Annotated in this window: 18 protein-coding genes and 2 tRNA genes; 7 read left to right on the top strand and 13 right to left on the bottom strand. The window is 56.3% G+C overall.

Annotated features, from left to right (window positions below):
- Positions 1–9: 9 nt before the first annotated feature.
- Positions 10–1,302 (top strand): lipopolysaccharide biosynthesis protein, encoded by a 1,293-nt coding sequence (locus tag Q4G72_RS03735; protein WP_303310091.1) that lies wholly within the window; start codon positions 10–12, stop codon positions 1,300–1,302.
- On the opposite strand, the gene Q4G72_RS03730 is transcribed toward Q4G72_RS03735, so the two are convergent.
- From Q4G72_RS03730 to mutS, 6 genes are all read right to left on the bottom strand, one after another.
- The gene (locus Q4G72_RS03730; protein WP_303310090.1) at positions 1,299–2,258 is read right to left on the bottom strand and encodes an AAA family ATPase; all 960 of its coding nucleotides are present in this window, start codon (positions 2,256–2,258) and stop codon (positions 1,299–1,301) included. The two genes, Q4G72_RS03735 and Q4G72_RS03730, sit on opposite strands and share 4 nt — an antisense overlap.
- Before the next feature lie 206 nt (positions 2,259–2,464).
- Entirely contained in the window at positions 2,465–2,863 is a 399-nt protein-coding gene (locus Q4G72_RS03725; RefSeq protein WP_303310089.1) for a hypothetical protein, read from the bottom strand.
- A 10-nt stretch (positions 2,864–2,873) separates the two neighbouring features.
- Positions 2,874–4,178, bottom strand: coding sequence for a PAS domain-containing protein (locus Q4G72_RS03720; RefSeq protein ID WP_303310088.1), 1,305 nt, complete (start codon positions 4,176–4,178; stop codon positions 2,874–2,876).
- Positions 4,179–4,507: 329 nt separating this feature from the next.
- Positions 4,508–4,591 (bottom strand) — tRNA-Leu (locus tag Q4G72_RS03715).
- A 62-nt stretch (positions 4,592–4,653) separates the two neighbouring features.
- Positions 4,654–4,726, bottom strand: a tRNA-Gly gene (locus tag Q4G72_RS03710).
- A gap of 239 nt (positions 4,727–4,965) precedes the next feature.
- Positions 4,966–7,653 (bottom strand): DNA mismatch repair protein MutS, encoded by a 2,688-nt coding sequence (gene mutS, locus Q4G72_RS03705; protein WP_303310685.1) that lies wholly within the window; start codon positions 7,651–7,653, stop codon positions 4,966–4,968.
- A 299-nt stretch (positions 7,654–7,952) separates the two neighbouring features.
- Between mutS and Q4G72_RS03700 the strand changes: the two genes are divergently transcribed.
- Complete coding sequence (locus Q4G72_RS03700) at positions 7,953–8,498, top strand: RNA methyltransferase (RefSeq protein WP_303310087.1); 546 nt, start codon at positions 7,953–7,955, stop codon at positions 8,496–8,498.
- A gap of 82 nt (positions 8,499–8,580) precedes the next feature.
- On the opposite strand, the gene Q4G72_RS03695 is transcribed toward Q4G72_RS03700, so the two are convergent.
- Positions 8,581–11,073: a T9SS type A sorting domain-containing protein gene (locus Q4G72_RS03695; RefSeq protein WP_303310086.1), complete on the bottom strand. Its 2,493-nt coding sequence runs from the start codon at positions 11,071–11,073 to the stop codon at positions 8,581–8,583.
- A gap of 317 nt (positions 11,074–11,390) precedes the next feature.
- Between Q4G72_RS03695 and Q4G72_RS03690 the strand changes: the two genes are divergently transcribed.
- From Q4G72_RS03690 to Q4G72_RS03680, 3 genes are all read left to right on the top strand, one after another.
- Positions 11,391–13,976 (top strand): M36 family metallopeptidase, encoded by a 2,586-nt coding sequence (locus Q4G72_RS03690; protein ID WP_303310085.1) that lies wholly within the window; start codon positions 11,391–11,393, stop codon positions 13,974–13,976.
- Between the two features lie 92 nt (positions 13,977–14,068).
- The gene (locus tag Q4G72_RS03685) at positions 14,069–14,500 is read left to right on the top strand and encodes a hypothetical protein (protein ID WP_303310084.1); all 432 of its coding nucleotides are present in this window, start codon (positions 14,069–14,071) and stop codon (positions 14,498–14,500) included.
- Positions 14,497–15,309, top strand: coding sequence for a J domain-containing protein (locus Q4G72_RS03680; protein WP_303310083.1), 813 nt, complete (start codon positions 14,497–14,499; stop codon positions 15,307–15,309). The genes Q4G72_RS03685 and Q4G72_RS03680 overlap by 4 nt, the downstream gene beginning before the upstream one ends.
- 82 nt (positions 15,310–15,391) lie before the next feature.
- On the opposite strand, the gene Q4G72_RS03675 is transcribed toward Q4G72_RS03680, so the two are convergent.
- Together Q4G72_RS03675 and Q4G72_RS03670 are read right to left on the bottom strand one after the other, a co-directional pair.
- Positions 15,392–16,162, bottom strand: a complete 771-nt coding sequence (locus Q4G72_RS03675; protein ID WP_303310082.1) for a TerC family protein — start codon at positions 16,160–16,162, stop codon at positions 15,392–15,394.
- A gap of 85 nt (positions 16,163–16,247) precedes the next feature.
- On the bottom strand, positions 16,248–16,739 hold the full coding sequence (locus Q4G72_RS03670; RefSeq protein ID WP_303310081.1) for a YajQ family cyclic di-GMP-binding protein: 492 nt from the start codon (positions 16,737–16,739) through the stop codon (positions 16,248–16,250).
- Between the two features lie 159 nt (positions 16,740–16,898).
- Between Q4G72_RS03670 and Q4G72_RS03665 the strand changes: the two genes are divergently transcribed.
- Positions 16,899–17,342: a GNAT family N-acetyltransferase gene (locus tag Q4G72_RS03665; RefSeq protein ID WP_303310080.1), complete on the top strand. Its 444-nt coding sequence runs from the start codon at positions 16,899–16,901 to the stop codon at positions 17,340–17,342.
- Here the strand turns inward: Q4G72_RS03665 and Q4G72_RS03660 are convergent.
- Positions 17,339–17,644 (bottom strand): Mpo1-like protein, encoded by a 306-nt coding sequence (locus tag Q4G72_RS03660; RefSeq protein WP_303310079.1) that lies wholly within the window; start codon positions 17,642–17,644, stop codon positions 17,339–17,341. The genes Q4G72_RS03665 and Q4G72_RS03660 overlap by 4 nt on opposite strands.
- Before the next feature lie 63 nt (positions 17,645–17,707).
- Here Q4G72_RS03660 and Q4G72_RS03655 point away from each other — a divergent pair, with 63 nt between their 5' ends.
- Positions 17,708–18,187, top strand: a complete 480-nt coding sequence (locus tag Q4G72_RS03655; RefSeq protein WP_303310078.1) for a PaaI family thioesterase — start codon at positions 17,708–17,710, stop codon at positions 18,185–18,187.
- 78 nt (positions 18,188–18,265) lie between these two features.
- Here the strand turns inward: Q4G72_RS03655 and Q4G72_RS03650 are convergent, their stop codons facing one another.
- The 3 genes from Q4G72_RS03650 to Q4G72_RS03640 all read right to left on the bottom strand — a co-directional run bounded on the left by Q4G72_RS03650 (position 18,266) and on the right by Q4G72_RS03640 (position 20,649).
- Positions 18,266–19,273: an NYN domain-containing protein gene (locus Q4G72_RS03650; protein ID WP_303310077.1), complete on the bottom strand. Its 1,008-nt coding sequence runs from the start codon at positions 19,271–19,273 to the stop codon at positions 18,266–18,268.
- A 390-nt stretch (positions 19,274–19,663) separates the two neighbouring features.
- On the bottom strand, positions 19,664–20,401 hold the full coding sequence (locus Q4G72_RS03645) for a metal-dependent hydrolase (protein WP_303310076.1): 738 nt from the start codon (positions 20,399–20,401) through the stop codon (positions 19,664–19,666).
- A gap of 47 nt (positions 20,402–20,448) precedes the next feature.
- Positions 20,449–20,649 carry a hypothetical protein gene (locus Q4G72_RS03640; RefSeq protein ID WP_303310075.1) on the bottom strand — a complete coding sequence of 67 codons (201 nt, stop codon included), beginning with the start codon at positions 20,647–20,649 and terminating at the stop codon, positions 20,449–20,451.
- Positions 20,650–20,696: the final 47 nt, after the last annotated feature.

Genomic DNA, 20,696 nt, shown 5'->3' with positions numbered 1-20,696 from the left:
CCTTATTCTATGCTGCAACGCATCCTCCATAACTTTGCTACCCGGCTGCTGAGCGCATTGCTGAGCTTTGGCGTAGTGTGGCTGACAGCGCGCTATCTGGGTGCCACCGGGCGCGGGCAGGTAAGCCTGTTTGTCACGGATTGTGCGGCGCTGTTGCTATTTATTGGGCTGTTGGGTGGGTCTTCGCTGATTTATCTGGCGCCACGGCGTAACGTGTGGCACTTGCTGTTGCCGGCGTATGGCTGGGCCTTGCTGGTATGTGCGGGCGGCACGGCGGCGGTGGGTCTGCTGCGGTCGGTGCCCGTACCGTATTTGCTGCATCTGTGGGCGCTTTCCTTACTGCAGGCTTTTCTTTCTGTGAATACGCTGCTGCTGCTGGGCCGCCGCCGGGAACAGGCCTATAATCTGCTCAGTATATTACAGGTATTGCTCCTGGCAGCGGCGCTGCTGATAGCCTTTACCTTGTTTCGGCAGCGCACGCTCCAGGTGTATTTCCAGGTGGCGTATCTGGCCTATGGGCTGCCCCTGCTGCTCAGCTTTGGCTGGCTATTGCGCTTGCCTGGCGCACCTATGGGGGAAGCCCCCCTTCGAGGCACAATGCGGGAGTTAGCGCGGCACAGTCGGGAGGCTCATCTTTCCAACATTCTGGCCTTTATCAACTATCGGCTCAGCTACTACTTTGTGGCGCACTTTGCCAGTGCTCAGGCCGTAGGCGTCCTCTCCGTGGGCGTAGCGCTGGCCGAGGCTATCTGGATGATTCCGCGCAGCACGGCCCTGGTGCAGTACGTGGAGTTGGTGCAGGCGGAGGACAAGCCTGCCCAGGTGCAACAGGCTCTGCGAATCACCCGCCTCACGCTTCTGCTAACTACGGTGGCTATAGTGATACTCTGTGCCTTACCCCCGGCGCTACTTTCCCTGGTTTTTGGGCATGAGTTTGACAGTGCACGCCCTATTATTCTGCTGCTGGCACCGGGCGTAGTAGCCATTGCCCTGAGCCAGATTTGCAGCACCTACTTTGCCGCTGTGGCCCGCTACCGCTTCAATAATGCGGCTACGCTGCTGGGCGTGGTAGTAACGCTGATAGGTTGCGTTACGGTGGTGCCAATCTGGGGAATCAAAGGCGCGGCGCTGCTGATGAGTGTGTCTTACAGCTGCTCCGCGTTGTATTTGGTGCGGGCTTTTTTTCGGGCCACTGGTATTCGGCTGCGTGATTTACTGCCCGTGCGGGCGGATGCTATTTATGCCTGGCAGCTACTCCGGCCGGCACAATCTACTCCCGCTACTGTGGAGAAAGCTACTTAGCTGATGGGCACTTTGCGCAGGATGGCTTCAATCAGATCCGCCGTGCGGATGCCGTCGGCTTCGGCTTCGTAATTCAGCAGGATGCGGTGGTTCAGTACATCGGAGGCCACTTCCTTGATGTCTTCCGGCAGCACATAGTCGCGCTGGTCCAGGAAGGCCACGGCCTTGGCGGCGCGGTGCAGCGCAATGCTGGCCCGCGGGCTCACCCCGAACTGCACATACTGCGCAAACTCGGCCAGGTCGTACTCAGCGGGCTTGCGCGTGGCAAATACCAGCTCAATAATGTATTTCTCCAGTGTTTCAGATATCTGTACCTGGTTGATAAGGCTGCGAATGGCGAAGATATCCTCCTTGTGCAGCACTGGGTTCACCTCGCCTACATAGGAGAGATTGGCCATGCGGCGCATGACTTCCAGCTCGTCGGCCTTTTTCAGATAGTCCACATACACCTTCATCATGAAGCGGTCTACCTGCGCTTCGGGCAGCGGGTAGGTACCCTCCTGCTCCACGGGGTTCTGCGTGGCCAGCACCAAAAATGGCAGGTCCAGCTGATACGTGGTTTCGCCAATGGTGACCTGCTTTTCCTGCATGGCCTCCAGCAGAGCACTCTGCACTTTAGCCGGGGACCGGTTAATTTCATCCGCCAGCACCAGGTTAGCGAAAATCGGCCCCTTCTTCACCTCAAAAATGGACTGGCTCTGATTGTAAATCATTGTGCCCACTAAGTCAGAAGGCAGCAAATCGGGGGTGAACTGTACCCGCTGAAAGGGCAAATGCAGTACTTTGGAAAGCGTACTGATGGTCAGGGTTTTGGCCAGACCCGGCACGCCTTCCAGCAATATATGCCCGCCGGTGAATAGGCCAATCAGTAGCCGATTGACCATATACTGCTGCCCTACTACCACCTTGCCTACTTCCGTAAATACCTGGCGGATCTTGTCGCGGTAGTCGTTCATGCAGTTGCTAGATAAGCCAGATAGAAGAAGTAAAGGGGTAATTCCGTTCGGTGCGGAACAGCCACCGGGCTACCCTGTTTTCTCAAAAATAGATATTCAGCCAGATTTGCCACCGCTTAATTCCAAAAGCCTGCCCCGCAGCAGCCAAACCATTTCAGCAAATTCCTTTCCTCCAATGCATTTGGAAAATAAAGAACCGTGGGCTGCTATACACGCGCAGCAGCGGAAGCACTTTGGGGCAACTGCTGAAGCAGAGTCAGAATTTGCTCGGCCACCCTATCTATCTGACCTAGGCCCTGGCGGGCTTCCTCAATCTGGCCCCGCTGATATTGCGCAACCAGGATACGGCCTGTTTCCAGCATGTGCCCCAACAGCTGCTCTATCTGACGCATTTCCGGGCGGTTACTGTGTTGGGGCTTGACCACGGCATTAATCCATTGCGCTAACGCATTTTCCTGCGGTGAAAACAGGCCGGGCGTAGGCTCACGCACACCATACAGCACCGAACGCAACTGTGACTTAAACAGAATCTGTTTAATGCGGGCCTGCTGAAAATCAAGCGTGGTGATATCCATATACACGCCGCCATAGCGGCTTGAGGGCACTGTATGTAGCTTACTGGGCAGAAGAAGTGTTCAGCAGCATCTCCAGTTTCTGCCGAGCCAGCACCAGTTCCGTAACGTCAAAGGCGAAACAGGAAATACCCGCAATTTGCCCATGCTCCCGGAATACCTGATAAGTAAAATTCAGATAACACTCCTCTACCCGGCCCGTGTCCCGACGGTGCACCTGCAGTTTCATTTCCTTGCCATGAAACGGCTCGCCGGTCTGATATACGTGGTCCAGCAGGGCAACAAAGCCTTGCTCCACCGTTTCTGGCAGTACCTCAGCCACGGGGTGGCCCACCAGCTCCCGCTCCGGAAACAGCTCCTGATAAAGCGGGTTCACAAACTCAAATACGAATTCAGCTCCCCGAACCATAGCAATAAGGGCGGGAGCCTGCATAAACAGGCTGTATAAGGTTTCCCGGTGGCTCTGGGCCAGTTGATGGGCTTGGTACGCCAGATCAGAGAGGGCCGATTGCTCCTCATTGGCCAGCAGCAACTCTGCCACCAGTTGTTTCTGCTCGTGCATATCTACCGTAGAGCCAATCCACATGGTAATGTGGCCTTCTGCATTTAATCGGGGTACGCCCTGGGCCAGCATCCAGCGGTATTGTCCATCGGCACTGCGCAGGCGGTACTCTACCTGGAATTTCTCCTTAGAAGCATCAGCGTGCTGCCATACCTGGCTTACTTTTTCCAGGTCCTCAGGATGAATATTTACTTGCCAACCCTGGCCAAATTCCTGCTCCAGAGTGCGGCCGGTAAATTGTAGCCAGCGCTGGTTAAAGTAATCTGCACGCCCATCGGGCTGCGCCGTCCAAACCATCACCGGCAACGACTCCAGAATAAAGGTAGCCCGCAACTGGCTTTCCTCCAGCTCCCGCTGCATTGCCTGGCGGGTAAGCTCAGCAAAGTGCTCGGCCGTTACATCCTGAGTCTGACGCAGGATATACAGCAGCTGGCCGTCGGCCCCCAGAATAGGAGTATTGGTAGCCTGCCAGTAACGCTCCTCATAGCCACTACCCTGCTCTGGGGTGCGCTGCAGGTCGTAGCGTATCCGGGGCATGGTGAAAGGCTGGCGGTGCAGGCGCACCTGCTCGAAAGAATCGGCCAGCACCTGCCACTCGTTTTCATTAATAGCCGCATAGGCCTCGAGGATATTGCGGCCAATCACTTCTTCCCGCTTTTTCAAGGTTATAGCCAGGTAGCTATTGGAGGCATCCAGAATGGTATTGTCCGGAGTCAGAAGAATGTAGTGACCAGGCAGTTGACGTATAATAGCCGTGATATCGAGAGCAGCAGGGATAGCAGACATAGAGGGTAACAAAAAACAGATAGGGGATAAAGGTAGGAGAAGGAAGCTGTTGTGCATGGCTTCTTCTAGCTACTGGAACTATGGAATTCAACATTACAGCAACTCATTGCCCACAACGACAACACCATAACCCAAATTAATTTTCCCTCCGGGGAAGCCTGATTACGTTAGCCAGACTCCCTACTCTTGCCGTGTCCCTACCAGGAAGAACCAATCAAAACGGGCCCATTGGCTTTTGAAGTATGGATATTCGATACTAGCACAGTCTCACTTACTCGGTACTCGTAGAATAAAAAGGCCCTTCGCTGCATAGCAAAGGGCCTTTTTCGTACCAGAGACGGGAATCGAACCCGTACGCTCGTGAAAGCAAGGGATTTTAAGTCCCTCGTGTCTACCAGTTCCACCACTCCGGCAGTTGTGCAGCAAACATGCACAAAAATAAAAAAGGACGCTGCGCGGGCAACGTCCTTTTTTGAGCGGGAGACGAGGTTCGAACTCGCGACCTCGACCTTGGCAAGGTCGCGCTCTACCAACTGAGCTACTCTCGCTTGAGGTTTGCCACCGAAGTGGCGTTTGGTGTGACAAAGGTACTAGGAGATTCTCTTTTGTCAAGCCTTTGGCTCTAAAATTTCTCATTTAGGGCCACAAAAAAGTGCTTCTGGCTCATTTTCAGACACTTTTTTTCTCCTCAACTCTAAATACCCCTAAAGAAAGTCATCAGCCCCTGCCCTTAAAAAGGAGTGATGAGAGCTGATTATTGGAACCTGTCCTTCGTTTAGCGGTGCTATTATTTTCCACCTAACACCAGCTTCAACTCATTTATTTTCAACAAAGCTTCAATTGGGGTTAGGGTATTTACGTCCAGATGCTGTAGCAATTCCCGTACGCGCTCCAACGCCGGATCGGCAGGCTCAAACATACTCAGCTGTAGGCTGGGACGTGGTGCCGTAGCCACAGCTGCTGCAGGCTGGGCAACCGGACCACGCACGGCCTCTTTCTTTAGGGCGCTGCCATTACGGGCCGGCCGCTCATCCAGCCCGGCCAGCACGTCGTCAAACTCCGTGGGGCCATCTTCCAGGCCAGCACTGGTGCGCTCCTGCTCCAGATGGTGCATAATTTCATTGGCACGCAGCACCACGGCAGTGGGCATGCCGGCCATGCGGGCCACGTGGATGCCGAAGGAGTGCTCCGAGCCGCCCTCCTGCAGCTTGCGCAGGAACAGGATACGCCCATCAGCCTCCTTTACGGCCACGTTGTAGTTGCGCACCCGCGGGCAGTCATCGGCCAGCTGGTTAAGCTCGTGGTAGTGGGTAGCGAAGAGGGTTTTGGCTCGCGCTTTCGGGTTGTTGTGCAGGTGCTCCACAATGGCCCAGGCAATGCTGATACCATCATAGGTGCTGGTGCCGCGCCCTATTTCGTCCATCAGCACCAGGCTGCGGTCGGAGAGGTTGTTGAGGATGCTGGCCGTTTCCGTCATCTCCACCATAAAGGTGCTTTCGCCCTTGGAGAGGTTATCGGAAGCGCCTACGCGGGTGAAGATTTTATCGATAACGCCGATGGTAGCCGCCTCGGCGGGCACGAAGGAGCCAATCTGGGCCAGTAGCACAATCAGGGCCGTTTGGCGCAGCAGAGCCGATTTACCGGCCATGTTCGGCCCGGTGATGACCACAATCTGCTGGTCTTCCTGGTCCAGGCAGATGTCGTTGGGAATGTAGGCCTCGCCGGGGGGCAGCTGGCGCTCAATCACCGGGTGGCGGCCCTGGCGGATATCCAGCACCGTTGACTCATCCACCACTGGCTTCACGTAGCGGTGCTGGCGGGCGGTGGTGGCAAAGGAAGCCAGGCAGTCGAGCACGCCAATGGCGCGGGCGTTCTGCTGAATCTGGGGCACGAACTCCAGGGCCGACAACACCAGCTCATTATACAGCTGCTGCTCAATCACGAACAGGCGGTCCTCGGCGTGCAGGATTTTTTCCTCGTAGGTTTTTAGCTCTTCTGTGATGTAGCGCTCCGCATTTACCAGGGTCTGCTTCCGAATCCAGGTGGTGGGCACTTTGTCCTTGTGAGCGTTTGTCACTTCCAGATAGTAGCCGAACACTTTATTATAGGCCACCTTCAGGGAGCTAATGCCGGTGTTGCGCTGCTCGCGCTGCTGCAGTTGCAGCAGATAGTCCTTGCCCGAAAACGCAATGCTGCGCAGTTCGTCCAGCTCGGCGTGCACACCGTCCAGAATCACGTTACCCTGGTTGGTGAGCACCGGGGCATCGGGGCGAATTTTGGCGTTGATTTCTTCCCGCAGCGAGGCGCAGGGGTTTAGCTGATCGGCCAGCTTTTGCAGGGCTTTCAGGCCGGAACCCGCCAGCAAGGCCCGGATAGGCTCCATAGCTTCCAGGGCGCGGGCCAGCTGCAGCAGCTCACGCGGGTTGATGCGGCGCACAGCTACTTTGGAAATCAGGCGCTCCAGGTCGTTTATCTGGCGCAGCTGTTGGTTCAATTCGCCCAGCAAGTCAGTGTTCTGCAACAGGCCATCCACGGTATCGAGGCGGCGCTGAATCTGTACGGGCTCTTTCAGGGGCAGCACTACCCACTTGCGCAGCAGGCGCGCGCCCATGGGCGTTACGGTCTGGTCCAGAATATCAATGAGCGGCACGCCGCCGGGGTGCTGGGGATAGACCAGCTCCAGATTACGCACCGTGAAGCGGTCCAGCCACACGTACTTATCCTCTTCCAGTCGGCCAATGCTGCTGATGTGCGCTACATCGTCGTGCTTGGTTTCGGCGAGGTAGTGCAGGATGCAGCCGGCAGCCGTGATGCCCTCGCGCAAGCCATCGATACCAAAGCCCTTGAGGGACGTGGTGTTGAAGTGGCGGGTGAGAATATCGTGGGTGTAATCGAAGCCAAACACCCATTCATCCAGCGCATAGTGGCAGAAATCGGGGCCGTAGTGGTGCTCGAAATCGTGGCGGCTTTTCTTGCAGAAGAGCACCTCGGCGGGGCTGAAATTCTGCAGCAGCTTGCCGATGTAGTTATGGTCGCCCTGGGCTACCAGAAACTCGCCGGTGCTGATATCCAGAAAGCTGATGCCGCACTCCTGCTTGCCGAAATGCACGGCGCAGAGGTAGTTGTTGCTCTTGCGCTCCAGCACGTTGTCGTTGAACGACACGCCCGGTGTCACCAGCTCCGTAATGCCGCGCTTCACCAGCCCTTTAGCCTGCTTGGGGTCTTCCAGCTGGTCGCAGATGGCCACGCGCTGCCCGGCGCGCACCAGGCGCGGCAGGTAGTTATCGAGGGAGTGGTGGGGGAAACCAGCCAGCGGGGTTTCGGAGGAGGTGCCGGCGCCGCGCTTGGTCAGGGTGATTTCCAGAATGCGCGCCGCCGTCACGGCATCTTCCCCAAAGGTCTCATAAAAGTCGCCGACGCGGAACAGCAGCAGCGCGCCGGGGTGCTGCTGCTTGAGCTGATAGTACTGCTTCATCAGCGGCGTATCAATCACGGGCGCGGGACCGAGGGTGCCGTGGGTGCGGATGGGCTTTTTATCGGAAGCAGCTACTTTGGATTTCACGGAAGCGGAACTACAGAAAGAGGTAAAAAATGCCAGCCGTATGTCAGACACAGCCAATTTCACGTGCTGACATTTATGAATAAAGACCGTCATGCTGAGCGCAGCCGAAGCATCTTGCTAGTGCGGTAAACCTAACGAAACGGTAGAGATGCTTCGACAGGCTCAGCATGACAGTCATAGGGTTAGCAGATAGCACTTCCTACCTTTGCACTATGCGCAAACTTTCCATGGAAGAGCTGAACCGGCTGACGGTGGCAGACTTCAAAAATACGCAAAAATTCCCCCTCACTTTAGTACTTGATAACGTGCGCAGCCTGCATAATGTGGGCGCCGCCTTCCGCACGGCCGATGCGTTTGCCATTGAGAAAATGTGGCTCTGCGGCATTACGGGCCGCCCGCCTCAGCGGGAAATCACCAAAACGGCGCTGGGCAGCACGGAGTCGGTGGTATGGGAATATGCTGCTTCCACGCTGGAAGTAGTGCGCCAGCTGCAGGCCGCGGGCTACGTGGTAGTGGCGGTGGAGCAGACTACCGGCAGCCTGCTACTGCCGGCCTTTGAACTGGAACCCGGCCGGCCCTACGCGCTGGTGATGGGCAATGAAGTATTTGGAGTAGATGATGAGGTGCTGGCGCAGTGCGATGCTGCCGTGGAAATTCCGCAGTTCGGCACCAAACACTCGCTCAACGTCTCGGTAGCTGCCGGGGTCGTGCTCTGGGACTTCCTGACCAAGATGGATTTTCAGGCACCGCCCCGCTAATGAGCAGAATGAAAGAAAGCCAAAGGCCCTTTGCTCAGCAAAGGGCCTTTGGCTTTCTGACAGATCTTACTACGCCACAGAGCTACTGATGAATCATCAGTTTTTGAGTCTGGCGGCGGCTGCCCTCCCCTACCGTCACATAGTAGATACCAGCAGCCAGACTACTCACATTAATCGGTTCATTTAAGAAGCCCTGCAAGGCGGCGGCCGTTTTGTGGAAGACAACTTTCCCCAGCTGGTTGTACACTACAATGGAGGCACTGGTCACCGACTTATCCAATTGGGTGCTCACGGTGAACTGGCCGCTGGAGGGGTTCGGGAATACGCTCAGGCCACTGGCATCTGCCGTAGGAGCCGGGCGGGGCGTCTGAATGTAGAGGTTATCCACGGCCCAGCCCCAGCCATGGGCGCCGGCATCGGCAAACAGCCGGAAGCGCAGCTTCACCACGTCGCCAGCAGAGAATTTATCGCGCAGGTTTAGTTTGCGCTCCTTGAATAAGGCCGGCGTACCAACGCCCGTAGAGTTATTACCACTGGTTCCTTTATTCCATTCAGCCAGCCACCGGGCATCGTCCCGGGCATCATAGCCATCGGCCAGGGGTATCCAGGTCTGCCCATCGTTGGTGCTCCCTTCTACCACTACGTAATCGTAGAACTCCACGGTACCAAAGGGCTTGCCTTCTTCGCCAGGCTCTACCAGCACTATTTCATCAAAGATTACCGAAGCGTTAGCATCCTGGCTCACCGTAATCGGCACCAGCAATTGATAGATGAAGTTACTTTCCTGATTAGGGCCAGTACCATCGGGGTACGGGTGCAGAGAATGAATAGCGCCGTTGCTGAATCCCGCGGGTTTTTCAATGGAAAAGCCGTTGCCTACAAAATCAGAAGTCGAAGTGTTGAAATCATTGACATACGTGGCCTGGGCAGGCTTGAAGTCCACAACCGGTACCGTGTAGTAGCCGCTGGCCGGGCTATAGGCCAGGTTATGCGCGGTGGAGGCATCCTGCGCTACAATGCGGTAGGAAATAACGTCGCCGGCATTGATGGGGCCACCGGCTGTGGTCAGGTTGCCTTTGTATAACCCATCAGCCTGGCGGGTAAGCTCCACATCGGGGCGGGCCTGGCCGTTTACTTTGACTTCCGCATACACGCGTGCCACCCCAATATTGTCGGTCACGTCGGCCTCTAACTGGTAGGGCAACTGCGAGAGAAACAGAAAAGGCGGCGCCTGATGCACAATAACCGGGGCTTCAGCATCGGGCCCAATGTTAAACTCATAGCGCGGCTGCGCGGGCTTACCGGGAGTGCCGGCGCCGGGCGTAGTGTAGGTGCGTTTGGTTTCGTTATCGGAAGCCTTCAAATAGTAGCTGACCTTGGCCCGCTGGCCGGGGTTAGGAATAGTGGCGGCATATTCATTTGTCTTGCCGGTAGGCTGCATGGTCAATGTGACGTCGGCCCCACCATCCACTGCATACACCAACTGCACAGAACCAGGAGTAACCGTACCATCCGATTCAACAACAGCTTTTACCGTGTAGCTCTGCAGGGTTTCGGCATCGGGCAGCGGCGTGTGGCGAATGGCGGTATTAAACCAGCCCATGTCGTAGAACATGGCCAGCATGATGGGGCCCGGCTGATGGTTGGACTCGCCATCGGCAATTTGCGGCGACATCAGGGAGTTGGGGGTGCCGGACATGTAGGTATCCTCATCCAGGTGGGAGATGCTGGAACCACCACTGAACGTAGCCGGCGCATACAGGCGGGGGCGCACATTCTTGTTGGCTGCTACCGCTAAGGGGCTGTTGAAGTACAGCGCCATGCTGGTCAGCTGGGTGCCCAGCTGGGTAGAAGGATTGGTGAAAATGGTTTCGTTGGTGAGGCGCTGGCCGCTGGCATTTTCCACAAAGGTGTCGTAGACCGAGGGCAGGGTACCCAGGCCATAGCTCCCCTTCTTTTGGGCATCCTTATCCATGGTATCTACAAAGCCCAGGCCGTGGCCCAGTTCGTGCAGCACTACCGTTACCAGGTCGTACTGGTCGGCGGGGGTTTTGCCATCCAGCCCATAATACCAGTCAAACTTGCTGTTGAAGCTGGCGGCAATATCTGCTTCAGAAGCATCATTCAGCTCTTTTCCGTTGATCTTCTCCGCCAGCGCTACCGGAAACCAGGCATTTGTGCGGGGGGCGCCGCTGAAGTTGCGGTAATAGGCCGTAGAGCCAGCCGAGCCCAGCGTGCCAGCCGCCAGCTCTTTCCACGTAGCATCAATATGAATCGGCACCGGACTATCCAGCTGGGACTCCCAGATATCTACGGCAAACTGAAAAGCCTTCTGGGCCTCCGGGGTAAAGTCGTGGTAGGTTACGGTAATGGCGGCCGCAGTGCCGGAAGGCCGGGCTTTACCCGCCTGGGCTCTCAGAAATGCTTCCGGAGGAGCAATACGCGTGAGGGTATTTTGCGTGGTGGCAAAGCAGATGGTAGTACGCCCCGGTGCCCGTTCCAGCTTGGGTGCCTGCGCCCATACTGTCTGACACGAAGCCCACAGGCCTATCAGCAGAAGTAAGTGTTTTTTCATGGGAGAAAGAATTTTTCGCAACGAGCTACTACCGATATAGTGCAATCCTACAACTGTGGAACTGCTCTGACAGGCTCCCTGTTCGGGACACAAGAGGCTTCAAAATAGTTGCGGAACGGAAAAATACCACCATTTCCTGAGTCCACACCTAGCCCGGGCCGGCAAACCAGGATTTACGGTCACTAACTCCTGTCCTGTAAGCTGACAAAACCGGAACCCTGAGGAGCTACAAAAAGATTCCAGCGGTGCCTGCTCATCAAAAAGCTTTCCTTCCAGTTTGTTATCTTTCACAACTCTTTTACTCTAAACGGTTTTCTGTGCGTACACCCTCTACCCTTCTGGGCAGGCTGCTGGTTGTGGTTCTTCTGCTGGAACTGCCCCTGTTTGCTGCTGCCCAATCCTTCTCCTCTGAACAGGCTCAGCAGTATCTGACCAGCCACCGTGCGCAGCTGGGCCTGACAGAAGCCGATGTGGCCACCCCGGCCGTGACGGATAGCTACACCGATACCCATAATGGCGTATCGCACGTGTACCTACGCCAGCAGCACCTGGGACTGGAAGTACTGGGCACGGAAATGGGCCTGCACTTTGACAGCCAGGGCCAGTTGCTGAACCAAACCGGGAAATTTGTAACGGATCTGGCCAGCAAGGCCCCTGCTGCCACCGCCACCTTATCGGCTCCGGCAGCCACAGCAGCAGCAGCGCAGGTGCTACGCCTGACGCCCAGCACCCTGCAACAAACCTCTACGGCGCAAAGCCGCTCCAGCCGCCTGACCCTGCATGATGCTGCCCTGTCTACGGAAGACATTCCTACTCAGCTGGCCTATGCCGTGCAGCCCGATGGCAGCGTGAAGCTGGTATGGCACCTGGTTTTGCATCCACCCAAAACGACTAACCAGTGGAGCCTGCAGGTAGATGCTACTACCGGCAAAGTGCTGAAGCGCCTGGACCGGAATACGCACGAGAAGTTCGCGCCCCCTTCGGCTACGCCGGCGGCCATTCTTACCCTGCCCGCCAGCCGCGCCGCTGCCCGCCCCTCCGGTACCGATGCTACTTATAATGTATTTGCCATTCCTGTAGAAGCCCCGGGCTTTGGGGCACGCACGCTCACCCGTAACCCCGCTGATGCGCAAGCCTCGCCCTATGGCTGGCACGACAACAACGGCGTGGCCGGCCCCGAGTATACCACCACCCGTGGCAACAACACCACAGCCTACGTGCCGGAAGAAGGGGTTTCATATTTTGCTGAGGGCGGCACCAATCTGACCTTTGACTTCCCCTATGACATCCAGAAATCGACTGGCACCAACAAGAATGCCGCGCTAGCCCAGTTGTTCTACCTGAACAACATCATGCACGACATTTCCTTCCAGTATGGCTTCAACGAGGTCAGCGGCAACTTCCAGACCAAGAACTACACCGGCAAAGGCAAAGGTGCCGACCCCGTACGGGCCGTAGCCCAGGATCCGGAAGGCATTTACAACGCCTACTTTTCACCGGGTGTTGATGGTAAAAGCTCATCCATGCACATGTTTTTGTGGCCGGGCGTTACTTCTTTTAAAGTGACCAGCCCGGCAGCAATTGCCGGAGATTACCAGGTAGTAGAAGGCAGCATTGGGCCGCCGCTGCCCTCCGATGCGCCGCTCACGGGCAAGCTGGTTCTGGTAGACGACGGCAGCGCCACGCCCACGTTGGGCTGTACCTCCCCCCTGAAAAATGCGGCCGCCCTTAAAGGCAATATTGCTGTAATTGACCGGGGCTCCTGCGAATTTGGCGTAAAAGTACAGGCCGCGCAAAATGCCGGCGCTATTGCCGCCCTGGTTATCAATAACCAGCCCGATACCCTGATAAGAATGGGTGGCAATTATATGCTGAACATCCCCAGTGTTTTCATGACTCTGGGCGACGGCAACATCCTGAAGCAACGGATCAAAGCCGGTGAGTCGGTAACCATTAGCATGACCACGCCCGCAGGGCGGGATGGGGCTTTCGATAATGTAGTGATGGCCCACGAATATACCCACGGCATTTCCATCCGCCTCACGGGCGGCCCCGCTACCATTGAGTGCCTGAATAACCAGGAGCAGATGGGAGAAGGCTGGAGCGACTTTTTTGCGCTCTGGCTCACTACCAAATCCGGTGATAATGGCGCTACTCCCCGCAGCGTGGGCTCCTATGTTATGGGCCAGCCCACCAGCGGCGTAGGTATCCGGAACAAGCTCTACAGTACCGATATGGCCGTGAACGACTATACCTATGCCATCATCGGCACTCCTCCCTTTGATGAGGAGCACTCGATTGGAGAGGTATGGGCAGCCGTGCTCTGGGATTTAAACTGGGAAATGATCAAGCAATATGGCTACAGCACCGACCTGTACCATGGCACCGGCGGCAACAACAAAACCATGCAGCTGGTAATGGATGGCCTGAAGCTGCAGAAGTGCAGCCCCGGCTTCCTGGATGGCCGCGACGCCATACTGGCGGCCGATAAAGCCGACTTTAAAGGGGCTAACCAAGCTCTGATCTGGCGGGTATTTGCCCGCCGGGGCATGGGCAGCAATGCCGTGCAAGGCAGCAGCGACAACCTCAATGATAATAAGGCGGGGTATGCTATGCCGGCCGTACTGGCCACTACCCGGGAGCTGGCCGCTACTTCCGTAGAGCTATACCCAAACCCGGCAAAGGACCAGCTGACACTCCGCACATTTGGCCTGGGCAATGCCCCGGTACAGGTAGCCGTGTACTCGGTGCTGGGCACCGAGGTACAGCGCGCTTCCTTTACAGCTGCCCAAGCGCAGCGGGGTAGCCAGTTGCAGCTCGGCACCCTCGCCAACGGGGTGTATATGGTGCGCATCTCTACCCCTGATGGGGCACTCACCCGTAAAGTAGTAGTGCAGCACTAGCATTTAGTTTCTTTGCCATCAGCACCCGTTTCTTCCTGATACCAGGCAGGAGCGGGTGCTGATGTTTATGGCCTTTACTCCAGCTACTTCTAATGTCTGCCTACTTTTCTTATTCCACTACCCGCGACGCGGCCCTGCTGGCGCTACGCCCCAGCATAGCCGGTATTCCCATTGCTACCCCTGCACAAACAGTAGGCGAGTTTTTGCACTTGGCCTTGCGCCCCATCCTGAAGCTGCAAAACGAGTTGTTACTGCAAACCGTAGCCGATTTCATTCAGGATCATCACATCCCACTAGCAGCCCAAAGTTTGGTGGAGAAACAAAACACGGTGGCAGAGCTATTGACGCGTAATACAAAGCTGCGCTACACCGTAATCGGGCTGGTGCTGGCAATGTTCACCAGCACGGAAATGGCCTTTTACCGGCAGCACCGCCCAGAGCTGAACCGGCGCTTACTGGAACTGGCCACCCGGCGGGTACAGGACCAGACAGATATCTTGGGAGCAGAAACCAGCACGCTGTGAGCTACTATCACACGCTCGGAATCCCTACTGAAGCTACCCCCGAGGAAATTCGCCTGGCTTACCGCCGTCTCGTATTGATGACGCATCCGGACCGCACCAAGGATACAGCAGCGCATCAACGCTTCCTGGCCATTAATGAGGCTTACGAAACTTTAAGCCAACCTACTTTGCGAGCGGCCTATGATGCCAAACTGCGGCGGCCGCATCCACCCGTTGCCGAACATCATACCGTCCCGCACCCAGACCCGGCATTGCGTCGTCGGGGCTTTCGCCGTGCCCGCCCGGCTCCTCGTGCGCCCCTGCCACCGCTTCACATCCGCTACGCGGCCGAGTTTAAAAGAGCACTCCCCCAATTTAGAAAAGCCGCAAAGCTGAGCTTACTGGGCGTACTGCTGGTCGTGGTTGATTTCAACCGCAATGTGCGCCTGCCTAATGAAACCATTCAGGAGTTCACCTATGTGGCCAGAAGAAGCCGCTCAGGTGGTGGTTCATCTTACTTCTTGGTTTACACTCAGAACACTGATTTTCGGACGGATGCTACGACCGATCTGGAGGTCGGCGACCAACTGAGTATTGACCAGACGCCGTGGTTTGGAAAGGTGAAAGCGGTGAAGGTACACTCTGGCAAAATGCGGGGATACCGGTTTCAAATTGCCGACTTTAGCATTATATGGGTGCTGAGTGGGGCCGTGGCAGCCAGTGGCCTATTGCTGCTGGGGACGCAGTTCCGACCTGATTATGCGTTCAATATAGGCTTCACCAATATTGTATTGAGCATTATCTTACTACTGTATATGCTGTTTGTTTAACAGCATATACAGTAGTAAGATAATGCTCATATAACAAAAAAGCCCGCGGCTACTGCCGCGGGCTTTTTTGTTATATGAGTCCTTAATCGTACTGCGAGTCGCGCAGGTGTACGGGCTCGGTTTTCTTGCGCAGGCGCATGTTCAGTAGTTCTACCAATAAGGAGAAGAACATGGCGAAGTAGATATAGCCCTTCTCTATCTCCTTGTGGAAGCTTTCCATCACCAGCATCACCCCAATCATAATCAGGAAAGAGAGAGCCAGCATTTTGATGGTAGGATTTCGGTTCACAAAATCGGCTACCACGCCGGAGAAAACCATCATCACAGCCATAGACAGGATAACGGCCATTATCATAATCAGCACGTTATCCACCAGACCCACGGCCGTCAGGATAGAGTCAAAGGAGAAGACGATATCAATAATGATGATTTGAATAATTACGCTACCCATGGTAGCGGCGGCTTTGCCGGAGTTGGCCTGTTCTTCCTCGCCCTGCAGTTTGGTATGAATCTCGGTGGTGCTTTTGCCAATCAGGAACAAGCCCCCACCCAGCAGAATAAGGTCGCGGCCCGATACGCCCCAGCCGCCTTCCATCCAGGGCAGCGGTACCGTGAACAGGGGGTCTTTCAGGCTTACAATCCAGGAAATGCTCAACAGCAGACCAATGCGGAACAGCAAGGCCAGGAACAGACCGATGCTGCGCCCGCGGGCGTGCTGCTCCCGCGGCAGCCGGTTAACAATGATGGAAATAAAGATAATATTATCGATACCCAGCACGATTTCCATGAAAGTCAGCGTGAGCAGGCTTACCCATGTATTGGCGTTGGAGAAGACGGAGAAGTCGAAATTCATTGGGTATACTTAAGGTATTAGGAAGGATGAATTATGCTTTCGGGACGCATCCACTACGGCATAACTCAGCAGGCACAAGACTGCCTTAGCTCTTCATGTTTACAAACTGCAGGGGCTGCCCGATATCGGTGCGGCGTAGCAGGGCAATAACGGCCTGCAGGTCGTCAATTTTCTTGGCCGATACCCGCACCTGGTCGTCCTGCATCTGGGCCTCCACTTTCAGCTTGGCGTCTTTAATAGCCTTGATGATTTTGCGGCCGGCATCTTTGTCTACTCCGGCGCGCACTTTAATGGTCTTTTTCACCAGGGAGCCGCTGGGCAGCTCTTCGGCCGTAAAGTCCAGCGCTGTCCCGTCAATACCCTGCTTCACGATGCGCGTGAGCAGGATATCTTCCAGGGCTTTGATGCGCATGGAGTTTTCAGAGCTGAGCTGAATAGTATTGTTCTTCTTATCGAGCTCCATGCCGCCTTTGGTGTCGCGCAGGTCGTAGCGGGTCTGCAGTTCTTTTTTGGCCGTATTCACCGCATTTTCCAGGGTTTGCGGATCTACTTTGCTCACGATATCAAATGAAGCCATAATGCAGGAAGCGTAAGGTGGGAATACTATGCTGCCCGGTAGCCCGACAGCAAGGGTGCCAAAGGTAGGAGTTTGCCGGAATGCTACCTTTACCCGGAGGTAAAATTCGGTGTTTCCAGCCCGGGCCCTACCTCTACGAATCCTGTCTGAGCCGCGGTTATGCATCCTCCTGTTCGCCTTCCCCAAACGCCCACCGACTGGGCTGCTTATTATCAGCTCCGCTACGAAGTGCTGCGCCGGCCCTGGCAGCAGCCAGCCGGCACGGAGCGCGCCGAGGATGATGCCCTGCCCGATACCTTTCATGCCCTGGTAGCAGCCCCCGATGGCACGGCGTTGGGCGTGGGCCGCCTGCACACTGCTGCTCCCGGCCAGGCGCAGGTGCGCTTTATGGCGGTGCACCCCGGCGCGCAGGGCCAGGGCATCGGGCGGGCGGTACTAGCTTATCTGGAAGCCGAAGCCCGGCGCCGCGGCCTGACGGAGAGCGTGCTCCACGCCCGGGAGCAGGCGGTGCCCTTCTACCAGCGACTGGGCTATGCCGTGGTAGCGCCTTCGCACACGCTGTTCGGCAGCATTCCGCATTTTCTTATGCGCAAGCTGCTTTAGAACTTCTCCCGCCCGCGCAGCAGGTCCCAGTACAGGCGGAAGTCGCCGCGCAGGGAGAATAGCGGGTGCTGGAAGGTGGCGGGCTTGTTGTGCTCCACAAAAAAGTGGCCTATCCAGGCAAATCCATATGCGGCCACTACGCCATACAGCAACAGAATGGGCCGGTGCAGCACTAAAGCCAGCATCAGGCAGAGCAGAAACAAGGTGGTACCAATAAAATGCAGGATGCGGGTGCCGCGCTGCTGATGCTCGCGCAGGTAGCGCGGATAGAACTCCGCAAAAGTCAGGGGACGGGCCGTCATATAAAGCAGGGGTTTACGTAAAGAAGCCTAACTTTTCCCTGAAATCACAGCCTGCCCCGCACAATGAACCCTTTACCTGATGTAGCCACGCTAGTGGCCGTTTACAACCAAATGAACCAGTACGGTCGCCTCAACGGCATGGCGCTGCACGTAGCCACTCCCGGCGAGGTGAAGTATACCATGACGGTGCGCGCCGAGCATCTTAGCTCCCCCGATACCTGCCACGGTGGGGTGCTGGCCGGCCTCATGGACTCTGCCCTGGGGGCTGCCGCCCTTTCTCTCTCCTTCACCACCGGAGAGTTGGTTTCTACGGTGGAGTTCAAGATTAACTATCTGCACCCGGTGCGCCTGCACGATGCACTGGTGGCCACGGCCAGGGTAGACCATGCCGGCAAAACGCTGGTAGTTGTAACCGGCGACATTTACTGCGCCACCCGCGAGATAGTAGTAGCCAAGGGCATGGGCACCTTTAACCGCTACCCCGCCGACAAGCGCGACTTCCGCAAGCTACTCTTCCCCTCCGCCGACGACGAGCAGGAATAAAACGCAAACCACCGGGCAGCTCCCGTAAAGGAACCGCCCGGCGGTTTATAACAGTGCCGGTTTAGTGGCGCTGGCTACTTAGTAGCGCGAAGAAGCCGACTCGTGCTCCTCTTCCTCCTGGGAAGAATCGTCGTCTTCGTTTTCATTCATGATGGGGGGCTGCACTTTGCGCACGTTGCGGGCACAGTCCTCGTCGCGGTGGTTGCGGCCAACGGTGAATTCCACCCAGTCGCCTTCCTGCAGGTCGTTGAAGTCGCCTTCGGCCATATCAGCGTAGCTGAAGAACAGGTTGTTGGGGGGCATTACCACGAAGCCAAAACCGTTTTTCAGGTTTTTGATGGTGCTTACGCCAATGGAGCCTACCGGGCCAGCGGCCGTAGGGCCAGCGGGGCGCACCGGCTTGGGCGCAGCGGTATAAGGAGCGGGCTCCGGCTGGTTCACGAACAGGTCCTCAATGAGAGGGTCGTTCTTGCTCAGGCGCTCATCAATCACCTCATGCATGGCTACGGGATAGGTAGCATGGTCAAGGAGCTGCTGCGAAGCGCGGGTTACGCGGTTCTCGCCTTTGTAGTCGGTGTATTTGAAGTCCCAGTTCAGCAGCATCACGCGGGTGCCAACGGTATTGAGCTTCTTCACCAGGGGCAGGTAGTCGCTGTCGCCGGCAATCAGCACAATCACATCAAAGCTCTTGTGCAGGGCAAGTTCCAGGGCTTCCAGGCTCAGCCACACATCAATGCCTTTTTCCTGCAAACGACCGTCGCGGGTTTTCAGGGGCATGTAGTGAGTGGTGATACCCAGGTTCATCAGGATATCGTCGAGCAGACGGTCGTGGAATAGCCGGTCCTTTTCGCGGGCCTCCGTGGCGCTGAGGCGGCCGCGGAAGAAGTGTGAATCGGTGATCTGGCATAAGCGGACGTCCGTGTCCTCATCTTCTGCTACCTGGTGCCGGATGAACTCATGCAGTCCCTCCAGGCTAATGCGCGCCTTACGGTCATGCTGAAAGTAGTAGTAATCACTGATCTTAAGGAAATAATTGCCGTCATAAAAGACACCGATCCGGATCAGCGGGCTATTCATCTGATTCATAAAATCTACTCTTTGGGGGAATGTGCAGTGGGGTGTGCCGAAACACGTAACAGGTCAGAATGGGCTTAAGGAGGGAAGCCCGGTCAAAGGTACGAAGTATGCATAAAATACATAATATAAATTTAATATGCTAACTCTTTGATATTAAGACTACATACCGCAAAGTCATTCTATTAATAATTATATTTATGCATACTTTCCAGGAACTAATTTTGCAGTGAAAACCGATATTTAACCAAGCATATACTCCAGCTTCCAATAATAAAGTACAAGTTTACTGTCGAGCTTACCAAGGCGGCGCCTACAGAACAGCCAAGCCTTTTAAGTGCAATATGTGGGCGCATACGAACCGCAAAAACCGCCTTTACGCTGATAACAATACTGAGCGCTTTAGAATTTCATTCTACTCACTATCAGCAACATTACTACCGCACCATATATTCCGCAAACTGCTACTTCCAGCAAATTTCCCATTGCTGAACCCGTCCGTATGAGCGGCAATTTAATAGCCAAATCGGAAATGGGCATAAAATACTTTACGCCGGACTTGGTGAGCGTATCGGCCAGCAGGTGGGACAGGTAGCCGCCGCCGGCAAACAGCGCTACGCCGTGCCAGCCCAGGGTTTGGTTGGCCAGGTGCCCGATGTACGTCCAGAGCGCAGCGGCCCAGATGGTGTGCGTCCAGGTGCGGTGGCTGGTGAAGGGCGCCACAGATACAAATGTGCCCAGCATACTCAGCCAGAGCATACCGGTATACAGCCCCGCTACTACGGTGCACAGGCCCGTGAACATGAGCGCCAGCTTGCGCGCCGAGCCGCCCTGCATGGCCGCGCCCACCATACCAAAAGCCAGCGCGGTGGTAAAGCCCATGCGCCGGTCGGCGTCCAGCAGCTGGTAGTGCGTGTAGGCCGCTATGGCAATGCCCACCAGCACAAACGCCCAGCGCACGTAGTTCTGGGCAAAGCCCAGGCGCTTGCTGAGGCGGGAGCTGGGGTGGTCTAAATCGGGAGCCAGGGCCGAGAAGCCCGCCAGGGCAATGCTGGCCGGAGAAAAGGGCACGCCAGGCACCAGGCCGGCCACGGCTATGCCGGTAATAAGGCCAATGGCCAGGTGAGAAGAGCCGCGCACGCAGAAAAATACCTTTGAACGAAAGAACGAAGGTACGCGGCTAACGGCTAGGAACGAGGGGCCGCCGAGGGTAATGCGCAGGCCGTGCCCCGCACTGGCACCTCCCGGGTATAGGGCCGGGCAGCCTGCACGGCGGCCAGGCAGCGCTGCCGGTAGATGGCCAGCCAGGCATGGCGGGCTTGTTGCCAACGCTCCCAGGCGTCAAGGTCAAATTCGGGGTCCGGGGCGGGGTTACGGGTGGGGTCCATACGGCAACGGTGGGATGGGTGGGGAGAGCAGAGGACTAAGATATAGA

This window comes from Hymenobacter sp. BT730 (genome assembly GCF_030542105.1).
Taxonomy (GTDB): domain Bacteria; phylum Bacteroidota; class Bacteroidia; order Cytophagales; family Hymenobacteraceae; genus Hymenobacter.
Note: the sequence above shows the minus strand (reverse complement) of the source record. Positions and strands in the feature narration are given on the sequence as shown.